At 67.4% G+C, this 19,708-nt stretch carries 18 protein-coding genes; 9 read left to right on the plus strand and 9 right to left on the minus strand.

What is annotated here, in order from left to right; genetic code table 11:
• Positions 1–12: 12 nt before the first annotated feature.
• Together FBY39_RS02200 and FBY39_RS02205 are read left to right on the plus strand one after the other, a co-directional pair.
• Positions 13–687, plus strand: a complete 675-nt coding sequence (locus FBY39_RS02200) for a response regulator transcription factor (protein ID WP_141930039.1) — start codon at positions 13–15, stop codon at positions 685–687.
• 31 nt (positions 688–718) lie between these two features.
• Entirely contained in the window at positions 719–1,777 is a 1,059-nt protein-coding gene (locus tag FBY39_RS02205; protein WP_260837397.1) for a HAMP domain-containing sensor histidine kinase, read from the plus strand.
• Positions 1,778–1,809: 32 nt separating this feature from the next.
• Here the strand turns inward: FBY39_RS02205 and FBY39_RS02210 are convergent, their stop codons facing one another.
• Entirely contained in the window at positions 1,810–2,769 is a 960-nt protein-coding gene (locus tag FBY39_RS02210) for a Dyp-type peroxidase (RefSeq protein WP_141930041.1), read from the minus strand.
• A 36-nt stretch (positions 2,770–2,805) separates the two neighbouring features.
• Entirely contained in the window at positions 2,806–3,537 is a 732-nt protein-coding gene (locus FBY39_RS02215) for a YoaK family protein (protein ID WP_141930042.1), read from the minus strand.
• A gap of 170 nt (positions 3,538–3,707) precedes the next feature.
• On the opposite strand from FBY39_RS02215, the gene FBY39_RS02220 reads away from it, so the two are divergent.
• From FBY39_RS02220 to FBY39_RS02230, 3 genes are all read left to right on the plus strand, one after another.
• On the plus strand, positions 3,708–4,922 hold the full coding sequence (locus FBY39_RS02220) for a cupin domain-containing protein (RefSeq protein WP_141930043.1): 1,215 nt from the start codon (positions 3,708–3,710) through the stop codon (positions 4,920–4,922).
• Positions 4,919–6,553, plus strand: a complete 1,635-nt coding sequence (locus tag FBY39_RS02225; RefSeq protein WP_141930044.1) for an MFS transporter — start codon at positions 4,919–4,921, stop codon at positions 6,551–6,553. Before FBY39_RS02220 ends, FBY39_RS02225 begins: the two co-directional genes overlap by 4 nt.
• Before the next feature lie 112 nt (positions 6,554–6,665).
• Positions 6,666–7,802, plus strand: a complete 1,137-nt coding sequence (locus FBY39_RS02230; protein ID WP_141930045.1) for a helix-turn-helix domain-containing protein — start codon at positions 6,666–6,668, stop codon at positions 7,800–7,802.
• Between the two features lie 124 nt (positions 7,803–7,926).
• Here the strand turns inward: FBY39_RS02230 and FBY39_RS02235 are convergent, their stop codons facing one another.
• Positions 7,927–8,313 carry a nuclear transport factor 2 family protein gene (locus FBY39_RS02235; RefSeq protein ID WP_141930046.1) on the minus strand — a complete coding sequence of 129 codons (387 nt, stop codon included), beginning with the start codon at positions 8,311–8,313 and terminating at the stop codon, positions 7,927–7,929.
• Positions 8,314–8,406: 93 nt separating this feature from the next.
• Entirely contained in the window at positions 8,407–11,232 is a 2,826-nt protein-coding gene (locus FBY39_RS02240; RefSeq protein WP_160132901.1) for an AAA family ATPase, read from the minus strand.
• 100 nt (positions 11,233–11,332) lie between these two features.
• On the opposite strand from FBY39_RS02240, the gene FBY39_RS02245 reads away from it, so the two are divergent.
• Both FBY39_RS02245 and FBY39_RS02250 read left to right on the plus strand, forming a co-directional pair.
• On the plus strand, positions 11,333–11,926 hold the full coding sequence (locus FBY39_RS02245) for a TetR/AcrR family transcriptional regulator (RefSeq protein WP_160132903.1): 594 nt from the start codon (positions 11,333–11,335) through the stop codon (positions 11,924–11,926).
• A gap of 119 nt (positions 11,927–12,045) precedes the next feature.
• Positions 12,046–12,861, plus strand: coding sequence for a helix-turn-helix domain-containing protein (locus FBY39_RS02250; protein ID WP_160132905.1), 816 nt, complete (start codon positions 12,046–12,048; stop codon positions 12,859–12,861).
• Positions 12,862–12,922: 61 nt separating this feature from the next.
• On the opposite strand, the gene FBY39_RS02255 is transcribed toward FBY39_RS02250, so the two are convergent.
• Together FBY39_RS02255 and FBY39_RS02260 are read right to left on the minus strand one after the other, a co-directional pair.
• Positions 12,923–13,450, minus strand: a complete 528-nt coding sequence (locus FBY39_RS02255; RefSeq protein WP_141930049.1) for a thioredoxin domain-containing protein — start codon at positions 13,448–13,450, stop codon at positions 12,923–12,925.
• 13 nt (positions 13,451–13,463) lie between these two features.
• A complete protein-coding gene (locus FBY39_RS02260; RefSeq protein WP_141930050.1) occupies positions 13,464–13,973 on the minus strand; it encodes a redoxin domain-containing protein in 510 nt (169 codons plus the stop codon).
• A 268-nt stretch (positions 13,974–14,241) separates the two neighbouring features.
• Between FBY39_RS02260 and FBY39_RS02265 the strand changes: the two genes are divergently transcribed.
• On the plus strand, positions 14,242–15,078 hold the full coding sequence (locus tag FBY39_RS02265; RefSeq protein ID WP_141930051.1) for an alpha/beta fold hydrolase: 837 nt from the start codon (positions 14,242–14,244) through the stop codon (positions 15,076–15,078).
• A gap of 70 nt (positions 15,079–15,148) precedes the next feature.
• Here FBY39_RS02265 and FBY39_RS02270 read toward each other — a convergent pair whose 3' ends face one another.
• Both FBY39_RS02270 and FBY39_RS02275 read right to left on the minus strand, forming a co-directional pair.
• Positions 15,149–16,384: an Nramp family divalent metal transporter gene (locus FBY39_RS02270; RefSeq protein WP_141930052.1), complete on the minus strand. Its 1,236-nt coding sequence runs from the start codon at positions 16,382–16,384 to the stop codon at positions 15,149–15,151.
• 194 nt (positions 16,385–16,578) lie between these two features.
• Positions 16,579–17,514 (minus strand): dihydrodipicolinate synthase family protein, encoded by a 936-nt coding sequence (locus FBY39_RS02275; RefSeq protein WP_141930053.1) that lies wholly within the window; start codon positions 17,512–17,514, stop codon positions 16,579–16,581.
• Positions 17,515–17,688: 174 nt separating this feature from the next.
• Here FBY39_RS02275 and FBY39_RS02280 point away from each other — a divergent pair, with 174 nt between their 5' ends.
• Entirely contained in the window at positions 17,689–18,699 is a 1,011-nt protein-coding gene (locus FBY39_RS02280; protein ID WP_141930054.1) for a LacI family DNA-binding transcriptional regulator, read from the plus strand.
• 399 nt (positions 18,700–19,098) lie between these two features.
• Here FBY39_RS02280 and FBY39_RS02285 read toward each other — a convergent pair whose 3' ends face one another.
• Complete coding sequence (locus FBY39_RS02285) at positions 19,099–19,683, minus strand: PIN domain-containing protein (RefSeq protein ID WP_141930055.1); 585 nt, start codon at positions 19,681–19,683, stop codon at positions 19,099–19,101.
• Between the last annotated feature and the right edge of the window lie 25 nt (positions 19,684–19,708).

Here is a 19,708-nt window from a genome sequence, read left to right on the forward strand (position 1 = left end):
ACCGTGGGAACGATGCGGGTACTGATCGTGGAAGACGAGCTGTTTCTAGCCGAGGCGTTGCGTGACGGGCTTCGGCTCGACGCGATCGCTGCCGACATCGCCGGGGATGGCCACCTCGCTCTCGAACTCCTCTCCATCAACGAGTACGACGTCGTCCTCCTGGACCGGGACATCCCGGGGCCAAGCGGTGATGAGATCGCCCGGTTCCTCTCGAAGAACTCGCGTGGCCCTCGCGTCCTGATGCTCACGGCGGCCGGGCGTCTCGACGACAAAGAGGTCGGCTTCGCGAGCGGCGCCGACGACTATCTGACGAAACCCTTCGCCCTGCGGGAAGTCGTTCTCCGCCTGAGGGCGCTCGAGCGCAGGCCGTCAGCCGGGACACCCCCCGTCCTCGAGTTCGGCGGCCTCACGATGGACACTTTCCGCCGGGAAGTCTCGCGCGACGACCGGCGCATCGAGCTGACACGGAAGCAGTTCGCCGTGCTTCAGGTGCTCGTCGCTGCCCGGGGTGGGGTCGTGAGTGCGGAGCAGTTGCTCGAACGCGCGTGGGACGAGAACGCCGATCCGTTCACGAACGCCGTGCGTATCACCATCTCGGGTCTACGCAAGCGTCTGGGAGCCCCGTGGCTCGTCGAGACGGTGACGGGTGTTGGCTACCGCGTCGCCGAGAGCGCAGACGATGCGTAGGCCCGCCCGGCGCGTCGGCCCATCAGTCCGGATGCAGCTGACCCTCAGCTACGCAGCCCTGCTCGTGCTCGCGGGAGTCGCGCTGTTCGCCGTCGGATTCCTGATCCTGCGGTTCGTCCCCGAAGGCAACCTCGTCGTCGTGGGCGGGGGGTTCGCACCAGGACGCGACGATCTCATCGACGTGTTCGTCCCCTACTCGCTCTTCGCCCTCCTGGGCCTCGCGGTCGTCGGTCTCGGCGGCGGATGGCTTCTCGCCGGGCGGATGCTACGCCCTCTCATGCGCATCACGGATGCCGCGCGGCAGGCCCGCGACGGATCGCTGTCTCACCGGATCGATCTGCCCGGCCGTCAGAACGAACTCGCGGAGCTCGCCGACACGTTCGATGACATGCTGGGCCAGGTCCAGCGGTCCGTCGAAGAGCAACGGCGCTTCGCCGCCAACGCATCGCACGAACTGCGCACGCCGCTCGCTGTCATGCGCACGATGCTGGAGGTCGCCGGCGCCGATCCGGCCGGCCGCGACACCGACGCACTCCTGGAGCGCCTCGCCGAGACCAACGAGAGATCCGTCGCCCTCACGGAGGCACTTCTCACCCTCGCCGAGGTCGAGCATCGGGACCACCCCCGGGTGGAGGTCGACATCGACGCCGTCGTCGAAGAAGTGGTCGAGGAGATGAAGGATGCCTCGTCTCACAGCGGCATCCGGATCGAGACCGACCTCGCGGCGGGCACCGTGATGGCCGCACCCATGTTGCTTCGGCAGCTGGTCACGAACCTCGTGCAGAACGCCATCGCCTACAACCACCCGGGCGGCGTCGTGCGGGTTGCGACGAGACGCGCCGCCGACGGCACGACGCTCGAGATCAGCAACACCGGCGACGTCCTCGATCAGACCCTCGTCGACACCTTCATGGAGCCGTTCGTGCGCGGAGAAGGCCGGACCCGCCGATCGGCAGAGCGCCCCGCCGGCTCGGGACTGGGGCTCGCGATCGTGTCGTCGATCGTGGCGGCGCATGGCTGGGGCTCGACCGTCACCGCGCGCGAGGGCGGCGGCCTGTCCGTGCGGGTGTCTCTCGTTGCCGCACGATGAGAAGCGAGCCGAGCCCGGTCTGCCTCGACCCGTCAGTCGTCAGCCAGGCCATCGAGCAGCTGAGCCGACGGAGCAAAGAAGACGCTTCCCGTCAGCGGGGTCGAGAAGTCCAGGAGCCGATCGTGCATCCCCGGGGGGTCGCCGATGAACATGCGCTCGAGCATCTTCTCGATGACCCAGAGATGCCGGGCGTAGCCGATGAAATAGGTGCCGAATTCGACGCTCCCGGGAGTCCCGAACGGCATGTTGTCGCGGAGGATGTCATGCTCGCCGGCATCGTCCGTGATCGTCGCGAGAGTCTTGTGGGACTTCTGACCGTCGACGGCGTCTTCCAGTTCGATGTTCTCGGCTTTGGTCCGACCCATGATCTGCTCCTGCTGCTCCGTTGTGAGCTCGTGCCACGCCGCAAGGGGATGCACGTACTTCTGCACCACGACGTACGTGCCGCCCGCGGCATCCGGATCCTCGTCACCCACCAGAGTCACCTCTGGCAGCGCTTGCCCGACGGGATTCGCCGTGCCGTCGACGAATCCGAGGAGATCTCGCTCGTCGAAGTAGCGGAACCCCACGGTCTCGTCCACGACGGTCACCGCATCGCCGAAGACGTCGAGCAGTTGACGCTCCAGCTCGAAGCAGAGGTCCCGTCGGTCCGATCGGATGTGCAGCAGGATGTCGCCGGGGGTTGCGATCGCCGTGTGGACGGCACCCTTCACGGGCCGGAACTCGTGCAGCTCCGTGGGGCGCGGAAGGCCGGTCAGGGCATCCCAGACCCGGCTTCCGATCGCGACCGTGCATGCGAGGGAGGCACCGAGATCACGGAACGCGACGTTCTTCTGCACGTCCGACACGCTGCCGATCGCGGCTCTCGCGGCGGCCCGCGCCTCCGTCGTGTCGGCCACGGCGAGCACGAGGAAGACCGCCGAACCGGTGAGAGGCGCGTCGACGCTCTGCGGCTCGATCGGTACCCGCCGTGCGGGAGTTGACATGGCCATGGGCGGCACCTTTCGACGGAGGGCGTGGTCGTGCTGTCACGGAGTGGGCGCGTTCTGCGCCGGATCCACGGCACCGTCGTGCTGCAGGGCGAGGACGGCCAGTCCGAGGAGCAGGACTGCTGCACTCAAGATCGACGCCGTGGACCAGACCTCGTCGAGCGCGAACCCGATTCCGCCGCCGCTCGCGAATCCGAGCAGAACGAGGACGTATGCACCTGCCGGCCGCAGGTGCGGCTGCCCGTCGGAAGCGATGCGGTGTCCGATCGCCCGTCCGAGGAGGCTGCCCGCCATCTGCACGACCAACGTGACCGCGACATTGCCGTAGAGCATCCCGCTCTCTCTGTGGAACGCGTTGCCCTGCACCCCCGCGAGGAAGCTGATCCCCCACGCGATCCACCACGGGTCGATCGGCGCGCACGACAGCAGGATGGTCGCGGCGATGAGCACGAGAGCCTCGCCCGACAATACGGCGACGGAGTACGACCCGCCGTGTCGCGTCAGCCGGAGGACGAGCAGGCTGCACAGGCACGCACCCGTGAAGAACGCCACGACCGAGACGAGTGCGACGGCCACTCGCGGCCACTCCCCCTGAACGAGGTAGAGCCCGAGCGAGACGATGTTCCCGGACTGGACGGTCGCGAAGGTCTGCGTGTTCGCAAACGTCCACGAGTTCAGCAACCCCGCGATGACCGCGAACAGGACGGCCGGCACGGGACGTTCGAGAAGTGGGAAGCGTGCGCGACGGGGGTGCGTGGAGACTGCGCTCATGGCCTCGCCTTTCTGCGTGCAGTCGATGGCTGCACAAGACAACCGTGCGGGACGCCCCCGCACGTGCGACGGATCTCGAACGGTGTTGAGACAAATGAAGGAGGCCTGCCCACGTGGCTCCCGCGACGCTGGGTTCCGAACCGCCTCTGAGCGAGTGAAGGAGCCGAAACATGGATGCCGCCGACACGCCCGTCCCCCACCACGAGACCCCCGTCCTGGGCAACCCCGATCTGCCGCCCGAGGGGGAGGCGAACACGGTGGATCACCCGCGGAGCACGGTCATGACGGGCCCGCGGAATCCCGTCATCGAGAGCCAGTTCCCGAATCAGATCGATCCTCCGAGAACGGACATCAGCACACAGGCCTTCTTCTGGTCGTCGTTCAACATCTCGCCGCGTCGGGTGCAGCAGGGCGGATGGGCTCGCGAGATCACGAAGCAGGACTTCGCGATCTCCGACGAGATCGCCGGCGTCAACATGTACCTCGAGGCCGGCGGCATCCGTGAACTGCACTGGCACCAGACAGCGGAGTGGGCCGTCATGACCCGCGGCAAGTGCCGGGTGACGACGATCAGCCGCAACGGGGTCCCGAGCGTCGAAGATGTCGAAGAGGGCGACCTCTGGTTCTTCCCCGCCGGCACGCCCCATTCGCTGCAGGGTCTCGGGCCCGACGGAGCGGAGTTCGTCCTGGCGTTCGACGATGGCGACCAATCCGAGAGCAACACCCTGCTCCTGACCGACTGGTTCGCCCACACGCCACCGGACGTGCTCGCCAAGAACTTCGGTGTCGCGCAGGAGGTCTTCCGCGACATCCCGCTTCACAACCTCTGGATCTTCTCTGGCGACGAACCGGGGGACCTGGCCGCCGATCAGGCTGCCGCCGGTGTCGAGTGGGGATCCGCCGAGCCGATCATCTTCCGGCTCTCACGCTCGACGCCACTCCACAAGAACAGCGGCGGCAGCATCCAGATCGCCGACAGCACGAACTTCCCCCTGTCGAACACCGTCGCCGCCGCCCTCGTGACGGTCGAGCCGGGCTCGATGCGCGAGCTGCACTGGCACCCGAACGCGGACGAGTGGCAGTACTACCTGCGCGGCTCGGCGCGCATGACGGTCTTCAACACCGGCCCCCATGCCAACACGACCGACTTCCGGGCGGGCGACGTGGGCGTCGTGAAGAAGAACTTCGGGCACTACATCGAGAACACGGGAGACGACGTCCTGCAGTTCCTCGAGGTCTTCAAGACCGATCGGTACGAAGAGATCTCGCTCGCCAACTGGCTGAGCCACGTGCCGCCATCACTCGTGACCGCCCACCTCAACATCGATGAGGCCACTCTCGCCACGTTCCCGCGCGGCGCGCAGGGCATCACTCCACTGCGGTGACGGATCCGGGCCGCGCGAATCCCCCCTCGGTCGCAGGTGGGTTCGCGCCTTTCGCGCTCCCGATCTTCCGTCTCATCTGGACGGCGGCCCTCGCCAGCAACATCGGGAGCTGGATGCAGAGCGTCGGGGCGCAGTGGCTGCTCGTCGAGGGCGGCAGCTCCCCGTTCACGGTCTCGCTACTGCAGACGGCTGCCGCGGCGCCGGTCCTGATGTTCGCAATTCCGGCGGGTGTCCTGGGCGAGTTCCTCAATCGACGACGCATCCTCATCTACTCCCAGACGGTGCAGCTGGCTGCGGTGTGCGTGCTCACCTTCCTCACCTGGGAGGGGAGCACGACTCCCGGCATCCTGCTCGCGACGACCTTCGTCCTGGGGGTGTGCTCTGCCATCCAGCTTCCCGCTTTCGCTGCGCTGATCCCCGACATCGTCCCCGCGACGATGATCAGGGATGCCGCGTCCCTGTCATCGATCAACGTCAACATCGCCCGGGCCATCGGCCCCGCAGTCGCGGGAGTCATCGTGGCAAAGTTCGGCGTCGCGGCCGTGTTCCTCGTCAACGGACTCTCGTTCGTGCTGTTCCTCGGGGTGCTCGTGTTCTGGCGCACATACGACCCGCCGCACCCGCGGCCGGAGCCGTTCCTCGACGCGACGCGAGCGGGGCTCCGCTATGCCGCGCACTCGGGGATCGTCCGGTCGACACTCATTCGCCTCGCGGTCTTCCTCGTTCCCGCCAACGCGATGTGGGCCCTGCTGCCCGTCATCGCGAAGAGCTCTCTCGGCCTCGATGCGGGCGGCTACGGACTGCTGCTCGGCGCGCTCGGGGCGGGATCCATCATCGGGGCGATCGTCTTGCCGCGGCTGCGCGCTCGCCTCGGCACCAACGCCGTCGTGCTGGGCTCCTGCGTGATCTACGGCGCAGCCTTGATCGCGCTCGTCCTCTCGCCGTGGCTGTGGGTGACGGTGCTCGTGCTCGTCGGTGGCGGACTCGGATGGCTCGGCGTGATCGCCACGACCAACGGCAGCATCCAGGCGTTCCTGCCGGAGTGGGTGCGCACGCGGGGACTGTCGCTCTACCAGTCAGTCCTCTACGGCGGGTCGGCGCTGGGCGCCGCGCTCGCCGGAGCACTCGCAGCGATCCTGAGCCCGACGATCGTCGTCGTCGGGGCCGGCGCAGCGGTCTTGCTGGTGGGGGTCACGCTCGCGTTCCGACCACTGCCGAGCACGCAGGGCATCGGGCGCGGCGTCGTGTCGATTCCGGGGGTCGTCGACGCGTCAGAGGGCGCCGACGACGATCGGCAGGTTCTCGTCATGATTCGGTACCGCGTTGCGGCATCCGATCGCGACGCGTTCGAGACGCTCATGCGCAAGGTGGAGCAGTCGCGCCACCGAACCGGCGCGCGTCGGTGGGAGCTGTACACCGACCGCGACGATCCGGGGGTCGTGGTCGAGGTCTACTCCGTGGGGTCGTGGCGTGAGCACGTGAGTCAGCACGAGGCTCGCGCGACGGAGTACGACAGCCAGCTCCTCACGAGGGCCTACGGATTCAGCACGCCCGCTCCGATGGCCCAGCACTTCCTCGCCGTGTGGCCGGTCCGAGGTGGCCGGGTCGGGTCGTCCTCGCGCAACGGCTGACGCATCCGTCGGAGGGGTACCGACAGGGACACCCTGAGGGTGGCCTTATTGTGCCCACGCGCGCGACCCGCGGCTCGACATACCTTTCCCGTATCGCGCACAGGAGGTCGCAATGGAAGATCAACGTATCGTCGAGCATCTGGCCCACGAACTGCGGCGCTCTGTCGTCATCGTGGACCGGGACCACACCGTCATCGGCGTGTGCTACCGGGCCGAGGACCATGAGATGTTGCAGCGGGAAGGAGCCGCGAGTCCGAACCAGGTGGTCCGGGAGTGGATGCATCGCGCGACGCGCGGCTCACGGTCGCGCGTCCTTTCGTCGGCGCAGAGCGGCGAAGAGACGGCCTGGATCACGGTCCCCCTTCACTCCGACGGCGAGGTCATGGGATGGGCCCTCGTAGCCTGGCGACCCGCCGACCTGTCGTCGGCGCAGCTGGCTCTCATCGACATCGCGGCGGACCTGCTCGCATCCGCAGCCCGGACGACCAGTGCGCGCGAAAGCCGCCGAGGGGTGCTTCGCAATCTCCTCGACGCCGACCCCACGATTCGTCGCGCCGGCCTCCGCCGGGCATCGGCCCAGCGGTGGATCGATCGGCTCAAGGCACCGGCCGTCCGCGCGCTGGTGTTCGACGACCGGGTGGGGATGCTCGAGCAGCTGCACCTGGCGGAGTCGGCGTGCCGCGCTCTTCCTCTCCGCGCCGAGGTGCTCCGCGAGCGCGACGACGCCGTGTTCATCCTGACGAGTCGGACGACGGGCAGCGAGGACGTCGACGATGCGATCCGTCGCTGGGCGGCGGATCGCGGCATCGCCCTGAAAGCGGTGGGTTCGGCAGCCGTGCGGGTCGATGACGAGGACCTCGCGCGCGCGGCCCACGCCGCCACGACAGCGGCCGAACTGAGCATGTCGATGCCCGAGCTCACGGGCATGAGCAACGGTGACTCGCTCGGCGGGTGGGCCCTCCTCAACGCGGTGAAGGGGCAGCGCGACCTGCTGTCCGTGGCGTCCCCCGCGGCGGAGCTCCTGTGCGCACTGGGTGACACGCAGCGTGAGACGGTCGAGGTCTACCTCGATGAAGCGGGGCACGTGCGCGCTGCCTGCGAGCGCCTGCACATCCACCGGACGACCCTCTACTATCGCCTCGACAACCTCCCGGACGTCGTCAAGTCAGCGCTCGCCGACGGGATGCAGCGCAGCACGCTCCACCTCGCGTTGAAGCTCGATCGGCTCTGGGCCGCCGCGGGCGTGTGAGTCCGCGGCGACGGAGCACGCCCTCTCGCCGAGAAGACCCAAACGGTCCGAATCCGAGGGCTCAGCGCGCAGTTGGGGTCTTCTCGGCGAAGGGAGGACGGGCTTTTCGACAGCAGGCTCCGCGCTAGGCGTAGGTCTGCGTCCACTCGACGATCTGCATGTCACGCATGCGGAACCGTGCGAAGCTCAGGACCTCGACACGTTGGTCGCCCGACCGCCCGAGCGACAGCCCGAGCTGCGCGAACACCGAGCCCGAACCGAAGCCGATGTCGACGATGCGGACCCTGAAGACCTCGAAGGCCTCGCGAATCTCGGCGACAGCGCTCACGACGCGTTCACGCCCTTCGACGCGGCGATGAGGCGAGGTGACGAACGCGACGTCGTCATGGAGGAACGCGCGGAGCTCACGCCAGCACCCTTCGTCGAGGAGATCGAGGAAGTCGCGTACCAGAAGCTCGTACTCGAGGCGCAGGATCGCGTGCCCTGCGTCACGGGAGAGGGATTCGCTCATCTCGGTCCTCCTGGTCGGTGATGACGATCGTGGCCGATCAGCACCGGGAGAACACAGGACAACTGACGAAATCGCATCCGACAGTCGTCAGTGTCATGAGCCGAGGATCTCGATGACCTCGTTGCGCGTATTCACTCCGAGCTTGGCGAAGATGTGACGGATATGCGTGACGACCGTGTGCGGCGAGAGCAGGAGCGCATCGGAGATCTGCTTCGTCGTCGCACCGGTCAGCAGGACCTCGGCGACCTGCTGCTCCCTGCGAGAGAGGCCGTGCGCCCCCGCGGCGACGCTCTTCAGGCGTCTGTGCACGCCCCGCGACCGCAAGCTACGGAGAACGCGACTGGCATCCCGCGTCGCACCGGCCGTCTCATAGAGTGCGAGCGCCTCTTCGAGGGCCTCGACAGCTGCGCGATCCTCAACGGTGACGGAAGCGAGCACCTCCAGCACGTGTGCGAGCACGAGCGGCCTCTCGCCCGCCCGGAAGACCGTCGCCGCCTCGACGAGTTCCGTCTCCGACCGCGCGACAAGCCCGTGGACCGCAGAGCTCACCGCTCCCACGAACCTGTTCGAGCGGTTCGCCGCGGCCCGCTCGGTCACGACGCGCTCGATGCGAACGATGGATGCCGTGTCACGCGCTCCGATGCAGATCTCGGTGAGCATCACGTCGTCGAGGAAGTCGGCGGGCGTCGTCATCGACGGCGTCGCCTCTTCGAACGACGCCAGCGCCAAGTCGCACCACCCGAGTGCCTCGGAGAATCGTCCGGACTCCAGCGCTTCGACCGCGAGGTTCCATCGCCCCGTCCGCGTCAGGCCCACACCGTCGGCGAGCGCGCTGACGAGGGGACGGGTCTGCTCGAGCAGGGCGACGTCGCCGATGTGCAGGGCGATCCGGAACAGCACGATGCCGGCGGTGGCGTTCGCGAAGTCACCCAGCTGCAGCTCCGATGCGAGGTCGAGTACCGCCTCGGACTGGGCGCGCGCCTCGTCGAGCACCCCGAGGTCGTACAGCACGCGGGCCCGCAACATCATCCAGTAGGCCTCGGCGATGACGCTGTGCGCCCGTCTGGCGTCGGCGAGACCCGCATCGACCTCGGCGAGAGCGCGTCGGCACTCCCCCATCGAGTTGTGCATGAACGCCATCCAGAGCCCTTCGGGCAACCAGAGGGACGCACGCGCGCCAGAGTCGGCGATGCGCCGGAGGGCGTCGCGCTGCAGTGCGAGTGCGTCGTCGAAGCGGGACTCGTAGAAGGTCAGCACCGACTCGCACGCATCGAGTGTCGCGAGAGCGACCCGATCCCGATCGTCGTCGGCTTCTGCCCGCCCTTCGGCGATCGACGCGCGAAGACCTACCCAGTCGGCCTTGTTGGCGTAATTGAGCGTGCGCACGGCGAGCAGTTCGACGCGAGTCGACGCCGCCACACCAGGGATCTGCAGGGCGCGTTCGCACGTGCGGATCGCATCTTCGAACGAAGACTCCGTGAGCAGCCGGGCGACCGCGAGATCGACCCGGGCACGCTCATCGCCCCGCAGCGCGGAGGAGAACTTCTCGCCGACGGACGCAACTTCGTCTCCTCTGCCGCCCGCCCACAGGGTGGGCAACAGCTCGACGATCTCTGCCGCGCAGCGCGCATTCGCGGGTGCGAGGGACGCTGCCCGGGAGATGAGGGTCGCGGCTGTATGCGCATCGGTGGATGCGAGTTCCCGGGCAGCGGAGATGAGCAGATCGATCGACGAGGGGTCGCCCGGCTCGGCGAGTCGCAGGAGCTCGCTGGCTACGACAGCGGCAGGAGTTCCGTCGTCCAGCCGACGCTCGACGACTTCACGACCCAAGACCTTTCGGAGCGAGGGGGTGAGCGTCTCTGAAGCCGCCTCGCGAATGGTGTCGTGTCGGAAGACGAGCTCGTCGCCCTCATCGGCCACGATGTCGTTGTCGATGAGCTCTTCCACGGCCGACGCCGCGGCGCCCGGGGGAGTACCGATGACACTCAGCGCCGCCGAGAGCGAGAAGTGCCGGCCGAAGAGGCTGCCCACCTGAGCAAGCCTCAGAGCGGGGCGGGAGAGTGCGGCGAGACGCCGGCGCGAAGACGCCCCGAATCCGCGTGGGAGTCGGTCGTCGATCACGTCGGCACTTCCGTCGACGACGGTGATGAGCTGCTCGTCCTCCAGGCCGTACAGCAGTTCGAGCGCCAGGAGGGGATTCCCCTCCGTGCCGGCGAGGGCGTGGGAGAGGGTCGGTCCCGCGGGATGGCCCAGTACGTCGGTGCCGATCTCGTCGATCGCGCCCTCGGACAGCGGTGGCACCTCGATGAGCTGCCCCGTCCCGCGCGCCTGATCGAGCAGACGACCGTGCGCCGCCTGGTGCGTGCCCGGTCGTGTGGCGAGGAGCCAGTTCACAGGCATCCCGAACGTCGTGCGGACGAGGGCCGAGAGAGCGCCCAGCGAGCCCGCATCGAGCCACTGGAGGTCGTCGACGACGACGAGGACCGCCGTGTCTTTGGCCGCGATCTCGATCGCGTCGTTGAGGAGTCGCGTGATCCAGTACTGCGGATGGGATCCGATGAGCACGGGAGCGAGCGCCTCGGCGTCGAGGAGGGGTGGAGTGGACGACAAAGCCGCGTTCGTCAGCGCCCCGAGCGGGGTCGTGAGCGAGTCCTCATCGGGGGCGGCGACGATCGAGCGCCACCCGCGATGATCCGCCTCGTCGAGCGCTTCCCGCAGAAGTCGAGTCTTTCCGATCCCGGGCCGCCCCGACAGGATCGTCAGGCGCACGCCGCCTCGGATCGAGTCGTCGAAGGTCTGAGTCAGACGCTCCGCGATCTCGTCCCGTCCACGCAACGGCAACGCCTCACGGGAGACTCCGGGGCTCAGATGCTGCACGGGCGCCGGACCGAGCGGCGAAGTCGATGCAGCGTGCGTCACACGAGCAGGATAGTGGAGCATCCGCTCCACTAGGAACAGCCCCCCCCCCGAGAGCGGTCCCATGACCCGTGACCTCCCTCGCGTGCACTACGGTCAACACATGCCGAGAGGACGCTCTTTCGACCCTGTTGCGGTTCTGGACGCCGCGATCGATCTGTTCTGGGCCGATGGGTATGCGGGCGTTTCGATGCAGGACATCGCCGACGCGAGCGGTATCGGCAACGGCAGCATCTACTTGGCATTCGGCAGCAAGTGGAATCTCTTCATCGAGGCGTTCCGCGTGTACTGCGCGCGGCGCGTCGAGCTTGTGCGCGCCGGAGTGTTCGTGACTGCCGGTTCCACGGAGGACATCGTCTCGGCGTACTTCGACGCGATCATCGCCGCGTGTGCGTCAGACCCTCAGCGCCGTGGATGCCTGCTCATCAACTCGATCGCCGAGCTCGGCGATGACGCCGCGGTCGCCGAGATTGCCCGGCAAACGATCGGGAAGATGGAAGCGGAACTCGCAGGAGCCATCGTCCGCGCGTCAGACGCGAGGGCGGACTCCTCGGACGTCGCGCGGGCGGCCGAACAAGCCGTTGCGATGTCGCAGTCCCTCATCCTCGGCAGTCGCCTCGGGCGCCCGACCCCCGATCTTCAGATGACAGGACGCGCTGCGGCGCGGACGATCGCGCGGGGAGTTCTCGTCTCCTGAGGTGATACCCCGGTCCGCGGCCGGGGGATAGACGCGCCCTTCATGGGTGATGTGGGCGCTCACGCATCCCCCTACGGTTGTCATCGTCGTCGGAGTGGGTGAAGACGGGGAGCTGGAAAATGCGCATGTATCGGACGAATCTCGGCGATTTCCTTCGCGCCCGAAGGGACGCGTGCCAGCCCGAAGACGTCGGAATCGACCGCGAGCGACACCGTCGGGTCGCCGGCCTCCGCCGCGACGAGGTCGCCGCACTGGCAGGCATGAGCACCGAGTACTACGTCCGCCTCGAGCAGGGTCGCGTGGACAGCCCATCGCGACAGGTGCTGGACGCCCTCGCACGTGCACTGCGCCTCAGCACCGTCTCGACCGACTACCTGTACCGGCTTGCAGGGCTGGGCGCACCGCGGGTCGCCAGCATCGCGCCACAGTCCCGAGACGCGATGAACTCCGTTCTCCGGCGGTGGCGGTACACCCCCGCCTACATCATGGACTGCAACCTCGATGTCGTCGCGGCGAACGACCTCATGATCGCCGTCTCTCGCGGTGAGGTTCGGCCCGGCGTGAACGCCGTCGAGCTCACATTCTCGACCGATCGACAGGTCGTCTTGGAGGACTGGGAGCGGACGGCCCGCGAGACGGTCGCGACGTTCCGGTACCTGACCGACGACACGTCCAGACGCCACCACGAGATCCTCGAGAAGGTCTCCGACGATCCCGACTTCGCCCGCTTCTGGAAACTTCACGAGGTCAACCTGCCGACCAATTACGAAGTCCGAGCCGACGTCGAGGGCCTCGGTGAGCTGTGCGTCGATGTCCAGAATCTCACTCTGCCCGACTTCCACGGCCACACAGTGACGCTGTACACGGCCGAGGAGGGCTCATTCACCGACGAGGTTCTGAGACAACTCGCCGGGTCCCTCGAGGTCGCCGCGTAAGGCGGGTCGGGCATGGTGACCTCCGGCTTCGCATGAGGTGCAGGCGCGCCGCCCCGCCGCCTCATGCTCCCGGCGCGAGGGCTGTGCGAATGGCGTCCGCGAGACCCGCCGTCCCCGACTCGACGATCACGCCATTGAGGAAGAAGGTGGGCGTGCCGTTCACGCCGCTGCGGATGCCGCCCTCTTCATCGGCCCGGATGCGCGGAATGTAGGTGTTCTGCCGTGCCGCGGCCTCGAGGTCGGTGACGGACAGCCCGAGCGCTTCACAGATCCGCTGGTACAGCTGCGGCCCGAGCTCCGACTGGTTCTCGTACAGCAGGTCGTGCGCCTGCCAGAAGTCACCATGGTCTGCGGCGAACTCGGCGACGAACGCCGCGTCGACGGCCTCGGGGTGGATCTCCTGGAGGGGGAAGTTTCGGAAGACGAACCGGATCCTGCCGTCGTACCGCTGGAGCAACTCCTTCACAACGGGAAACGCTTCGCCGCAGTACGGGCATTGGTAGTCGCCGTATTCGACGAGCGTGACAGGAGCGTCGGCGGGACCGACGCTGTGATCCTGGTCGGAGACGGGGATGCGCAGACGTGACATGGAGGTTCCGCTCTCAGGTGGTGGGGGTCGTGCGCGATGCGAGTGCGTCAAGCGCGTCGAGGACGCCGTCGACGCCCGGGTTCACGTCGATCGGCGACTCATGGCTCCACGAGACGATCCCGGACTCGTCGATCACGAACAGCGCTCGTCTGCTGGTGCCGGTGTCGGCGTCATACGCGCCGTACTCGCGAGAGACGGCTCCCTTGGGCTCGAAGTCACTGAGCAGCGCGAAACGGAAGCCGCGATCGGCCACGAAAGCGCGATGGCACCACACGCCGTCGACGGAGATGCCGAACACCTCGGCGCCGTATGCGTGCAGGAGCGCCTGCGCTTCGTTGAAGACGTTCAACTCGTCACCGCAGACCGCGCTCCAATCGGCGGGGTAGAACACGAGGACGACGGGATTGCCGCGAAGGGTCGACAACGTCACGGTGCTGTCCGGTGTGGAGTGAAGGGTGAAGTCAGGAGCGGCGCTCCCGACTTCGAGAATGCCGTTCGCGGCGCGTTCGACCTTCCCGGTCATGAATCCTCCTCAGATCGCCGTGGACATCGGCTGTTCCAGACGCTATCCGCGAGCGAGCACAGCGTCACCGGACGGATGTCGAAAGCGATCGAGGGCGCCCACGGCGATGTTCTGAGCGCGTCGCGCTGAGGCGAGAGTCTGAACAAAAGTAGGAGCACCAGCGGACACGCCAGGGGCTACGGTGAATGCGCTCCCCGCTGAACGGCAGCGGGAGCGTCCGACTGCCGCCCCGATAAGTTCGGCGCGACAACACACCTGGAGGTCGATCATGGCATTCGTCACCACGGATGACGGCGCAGAAATCTTCTATAAGGACTGGGGTTCTCGGGATGCCCAGCCCATCATGTTCCACCACGGCTGGCCCCTGTCCTCGGATGACTGGGACGCGCAGATGCTGTACTTCCTCTCGAAGGGGTACCGGGTGGTCGCGAGCGACCGGCGCGGGCACGGTCGGTCCTCGCAGATCGACACGGGCCACGACATGGACCACTACGCCAGCGACGCATCCGCCGTCGTCGAGCACCTCGATCTGCGCAACGCGATCCACATCGGGCACTCCACCGGTGGCGGTCAGGTCGCCCGCTACGTCGCCCAGTACGGAGAGCCCCAGGGACGTGTCGCCAAAGCCGTGCTGGTCGCGTCCGTCCCGCCGCTGATGGTGAAGACCGACGCCAACCCGGAAGGGACCCCGATCGAGGTGTTCGACGGGTTCCGTGACGCGCTCGCCGCGAACCGTTCCGAGTTCTTCCAGGCCGTGGCATCCGGACCGTTCTACGGGTTCAACCGTGACGGCGTCACCCCCTCCGAGCCGGTGATCGCGAACTGGTGGCGGCAGGGAATGGCCGGCAGCGCGCTGGCCCACTACGAGGGGATCAAGGCGTTCTCCGAGACCGACCAGACCGAGGACCTGAAGGCGATCTCGGTGCCCGTTCTCGTCCTCCAGGGCGACGACGACCAGGTCGTCCCGTACAAGGACGCGTCGGTCAAGCAGGCGGAGATCCTCAGCAACGCGACCCTCAAGATCTACGAGGGCTTCCCGCACGGGATGCTGACGACCCACGCAGGCGTCATCAACCCCGACATCCTCGCCTTCATCCAGGCGTAACCGCACGACCGAGAGACGGCGCATCCCGGGAGTACCTGGGATGCGCCGTCTCGGAGTCAAGCGCCGACCGTCAGCCGGCGAGCAGGCTCATCAGGAGCCTCACCGACAGCGCCAGCACAGCGACGAGTCCAATGACGCCGAAGAGGTTCTGCCACCAGGTGTTGCGCATGCTCCCCATGAGCGAGCGGCGGTTGGCCATGATGATGATCAGCGCGGCGAGCACCGGCGCCACGAAGATGGTCAGCGCCTGCGCGATGACGATCAACTGGATCGGCGACGACTGGAAGATCAACGCGACCACGACTCCGAACGCCAGGATCGAGCCCGACACGATCTTCGCCGTCCGCGAGCCCGATGACGCGCCCCTGCCGAGTCCGTCCGAGAGCATCGTGCCGCCGGCGGTCGCGTTGGCGACCATCGACGAGAAGGCGGCCCCGAAGAACCCGATCGCGAAGACGGTCGATCCGATCGGACCCGCAAGAGGTTCGAAGACGCCCGCGAGCGCCACGATCGTCCCCGCAGCCTGGCCGGTCTGTCCGAGCACGGAGGCGGCGACGACGATGACGAGCGCCGTCATGATCCCAGGGGCGACTATCCCGGGAATCGTGTCGACGATGGTGACGTCGCGGTACTGCTCCTCCGTCCGACGACGCTCCTTCGTGCCGTACGCGGTGTAGAAGGCGGCGTTGATGCTGAAGTTGGTGCCGACGAGGGCCACGATGAGCAGCCATGAGCCGTCCGGTGCCGAGGGGATGAGACCGGATGCCGCGGCGATCCAGTCGGGGTTCGAGATGAAGGCGCTCGCGACGAAGGCGATCGCCATCAGGGCGATCATCACGACGAGGACCTTCTCGACCACGCGGTAGACGTTCCGGAGCAGCAGGATCCCCGCAACAGCGAGGGTGCAGATCACGGTCCACATCACGGGCGCTCCGCCGAAGAGCATCGACAGCCCGAGCCCCGACCCGACGGCATTGCCCACGGAGAAGCACAGCGTGATGAGGAAGATGCCGATGCCCGCGATCACCCCGACCGCCTCGCCGAGGTGGTCCTTGATAGAGGCGATCAGAGACACGGGCGACTTGATGCCGAGGCGGACGCTCATGTCGGTGAGGAAGATCATCAGGATCGTCGACACGACGATGACCCAGATGAGGGTGTACTGGAAGCCGCTCCCGGCCTGAACGGCGGTCGTGAGATTGCCGGGCCCGAACTGCCAGGCGCCGGCGACGAACGCCGGACCGATGAGCGCGAGCTGCTGCCAGAAGCTGCGGCGCTGCGTGCGCGAATCGACGATTGTTCTCATGGTCTCTGTCGAGATTCGACCATGTCCCGTGCCGGGTGTCGAGGGGGGACGATGTGTGGTGCGCTCGCTCATGGGGTCTCCTTCGTCGGAGTGCGGCCGCGGGGCCGCGAAGTCGTCATTGACTGGATGCCGCGGCGGAACCCTCCGGCGGCGGGTGCGGGGCGACCGGCCGTCGGACCGGCCGCCCCAGGTCATCACGCGGAGACGGTGACCTTCGACAGACCGGCAGATGCGAAGGCTGCGGCGATCTCGGCGTCGGCTCCGTCGGCGAGCGGGAGCAGCGGCGGACGAACCGTCGCGTGGTCCAGGATGCCGCGGTGAACGAGGCCCCACTTGAGCGCGACGGTGCCCTCCATGTGGGAGCCGCGGTGGTAGACGTTCTTCGTCACGGGAAGGAGCTGCTCGTGGATCGCGTGCGCGCGGGGATAGTCCTGAGCCTTGCCCGCGGCGATCAGCTCGACGAGCAGCTCGGGGGCGATGTTGCCGTAGCCGACGAGGAGCCCGTCGACGTCGAACATCGTCGGCAGCAGGTACTCGTCGTGGCACGAGAGGATCTGCAGCTCGGGGTAGGCCGCGCGGAGCGCCGGGATCTCCGTGTACCAGCGCTTCATGTTGCGGACGCCGTTCTTCGTCGCGAAGACGCCCTCCTGGCCGGCGATCTCGAGCTGGGTGTCGAGGTTGTACGTCGCCTTCGTGTTGTCGGGGTACTGGAACAGGATGAGCGGGAGGCCGCTGGTCTCGTAGATCTCCTTATACCGGGTCTGGGGAGCGCCCTCCTGGTAGCCGAAGCGCAGCCACCCGTGCGACGGGTAGACGAGGCCGGCTGACGCACCGGCATCCACTGCACGCTTCGCCTCGAGTGCGGCGACCTTGTTTCCCTCCCCCGTGATGCCCGCGATGATCGGGATGCTGCCGTCGACGGCGTCGCGGAAGGCACCGATGACAGCGAGCTGCTCGTCGACCGTGAGGAACGTGCCCTCGCCGGCGTGGCCGAGGACGGTGAGGCTCTTCACCCCGTCGATCGATCCGAGCCACGCGCCGAGGCGCTGGATGGCGTCGAAGTCGACGTCGCCGGCTTCGGTGAAGGGAGTGACGGGGGCGGGGTTCAGTCCGCGGAGGTCGATGGTCATGGCATCCTTCTTTCTCTTCTTCGAGTTGTTTGGGAACGTTTGCGGGAACGTTTGCAGGAACGATTGCAAGTATCGTCGGAGAGGGCCGACGAGTCAAGGGTTCGATGAAAACTCCCGTCGACAGGTTCCTGCGACGACGCTGGATACACTCGGGAGAAAGGCGAAGGGATCACGATGGAAGCGAGCACCGATCGCCGCGTGGTGACCCTCAAGGACGTCGCGCTCGCGTCAGGCGTGAGCATCTCGACGGTCAGCCGCATCCTCGACGAGCGCACTCCGTCGTCACGATCTGAGACGGCCCGCCGCGTGCGCGAGATCGCCGACACGCTGGGTTACCGCCGCAACATGAATGCATCGAGCCTGCGTCGCGGTGCCACCGGCACGATCGGCGTCCTCGTTCCACGGCTGACCGACACCGTCATGGCGCTCATGTTCGAGGCCGTCGAACTGGCCGCACGCGGTCGTGGTCAGTTCGCGGTCGTCGCCACCTGCGGGGATGAGCCGGAGGACGAGGCCCGCGCGACCGAGACGCTTCTGGATCGCGGGGTCGACGGACTGATCCTGGCGACAGCGCGACTCGACGACGCCCTCCCCGCTTCCCTGAGGGAGCGGCGCATCCCGCACGCGCTCGTGTTGCGCACCGACGGAGCCAGCCCCTCATCGCTCGGTGACGACGAAGCCGGCGGATATCTTGCCGCTCGCCACCTCCTCGACCTCGGCCACCGCGACATCGCGGTCATCACGGGTCCGTGGTTCACCTCGAGCGCTCGCGCGCGACTCGACGGCGCACGCGGTGCTCTGCGCGAAGCCGGAATCGAGCTCGACGACGAACGCATCGTTTCCGGCGGGTACGGGATCGACGACGGGATGGCCGCGGGCCGCGACCTGCTGACGCGCGACGACCGGCCGACCGCGATCTTCGCCGCCAACGACAACATCGCCATCGGGGTCTGCTCGGTCGCGCAGAGTCTCGGGCTGGCTGTGGGCGAGCAGATCTCGGTCGTCGGATACAACGACATCCCCCTGGCGGCGCGGCTGCCCGTGCCGCTCACGACCGTGCGGACGCCCTTCGAGCTCATCGCCGCGACAGCGCTCGAACTCGTGCTGGCAGGCCCCGACGCGGGCCCCGCGGTTCGCCGCGCCATGCCGTCGCTCATCCCCCGCTCCTCCACCGCGCGTCCGTAGCCGCCGACCCGCGGCATCCCCGGTCGATGCCCGTTCCCCGTCGATGCCCCGTTCACCGTCGATGCCCAGTCAGCGAGAAGACCCGAACTGCTGCAAACTCGGCCTCGATGGAGCCGATTGAGTCTTTTCGGCGAGAGGAGCTGGAGCCTGTTCGCGGGCCCCCCAGCGTCGCGACAGAGGTCGAGAAGACGACGTGAGCAGGGATTCTTCTGGCGGAGACGGAGGGATTGGAAATCGCGCCGATGGCAATTGAACTCAACTGATACCGCACGATTCCGCGGATTCTGACGTCGATTACGTCGTGCTCGATCAGGCCGGCCGGGTTCGATTCGTGGCAAGAACGTGGCGGGTATCGGGCGCTCATCAGGCGGCTGCGCACGCGGGCGAGACGTGCTGAGACTACGCGGACGCAGCTTCGGCCATCATCTCGACGGCTTCGATCATGCGGTACCGCTCTCGCAAGGTCTCGAGGATCTCGTCGATAGTGAGTACTGCACCGTTGCGGCCGGAGCGCCTGGCGATCTCCTGCACCGCGGCGAGCGCATGCCTTGGGTTGAGTGCAACGGTGTTCTTAGCGAACTCGCGCGCACTGAGCACTTGAATGGTCGGCGGAATCTTGTCTGCGGGGAAGTCCTTGAGATTCTCAGTGACGATCGCACCGGCTCCCGCAATGACGGCCGCGGCGACCACGTGCTCGTCGTCCTGATCGGGAAGACCGAACGTGCCCTCCAGTGGTTCCCACCCTTCGGCCTCCGCATCAGCGAACTCGCGCCGCATCGCTGCAATGAGGGTCGCTGCGCGGCCTGCAGCCTCTGCTACGGGGATTCCCCGCTTCACGAGCTTGGCTTCCTCGTGATACTCGAGCTCTTCGAGGATCGCCGCGCTCCAGCTGGGTCGATACGCGCCCTCGATCGCGAGGGAAAGAAGGAAGTCACGTTGCAGGCTCGGCCACAGCACGCTGGTGTCGAGGGTCGCCGTGAACACGACCCCCATCCTGTCAGGCTGCGGA

The organism is Microbacterium sp. SLBN-146 (assembly GCF_006715145.1).
In the GTDB taxonomy this organism is placed as follows: Bacteria; Actinomycetota; Actinomycetes; order Actinomycetales; family Microbacteriaceae; genus Microbacterium.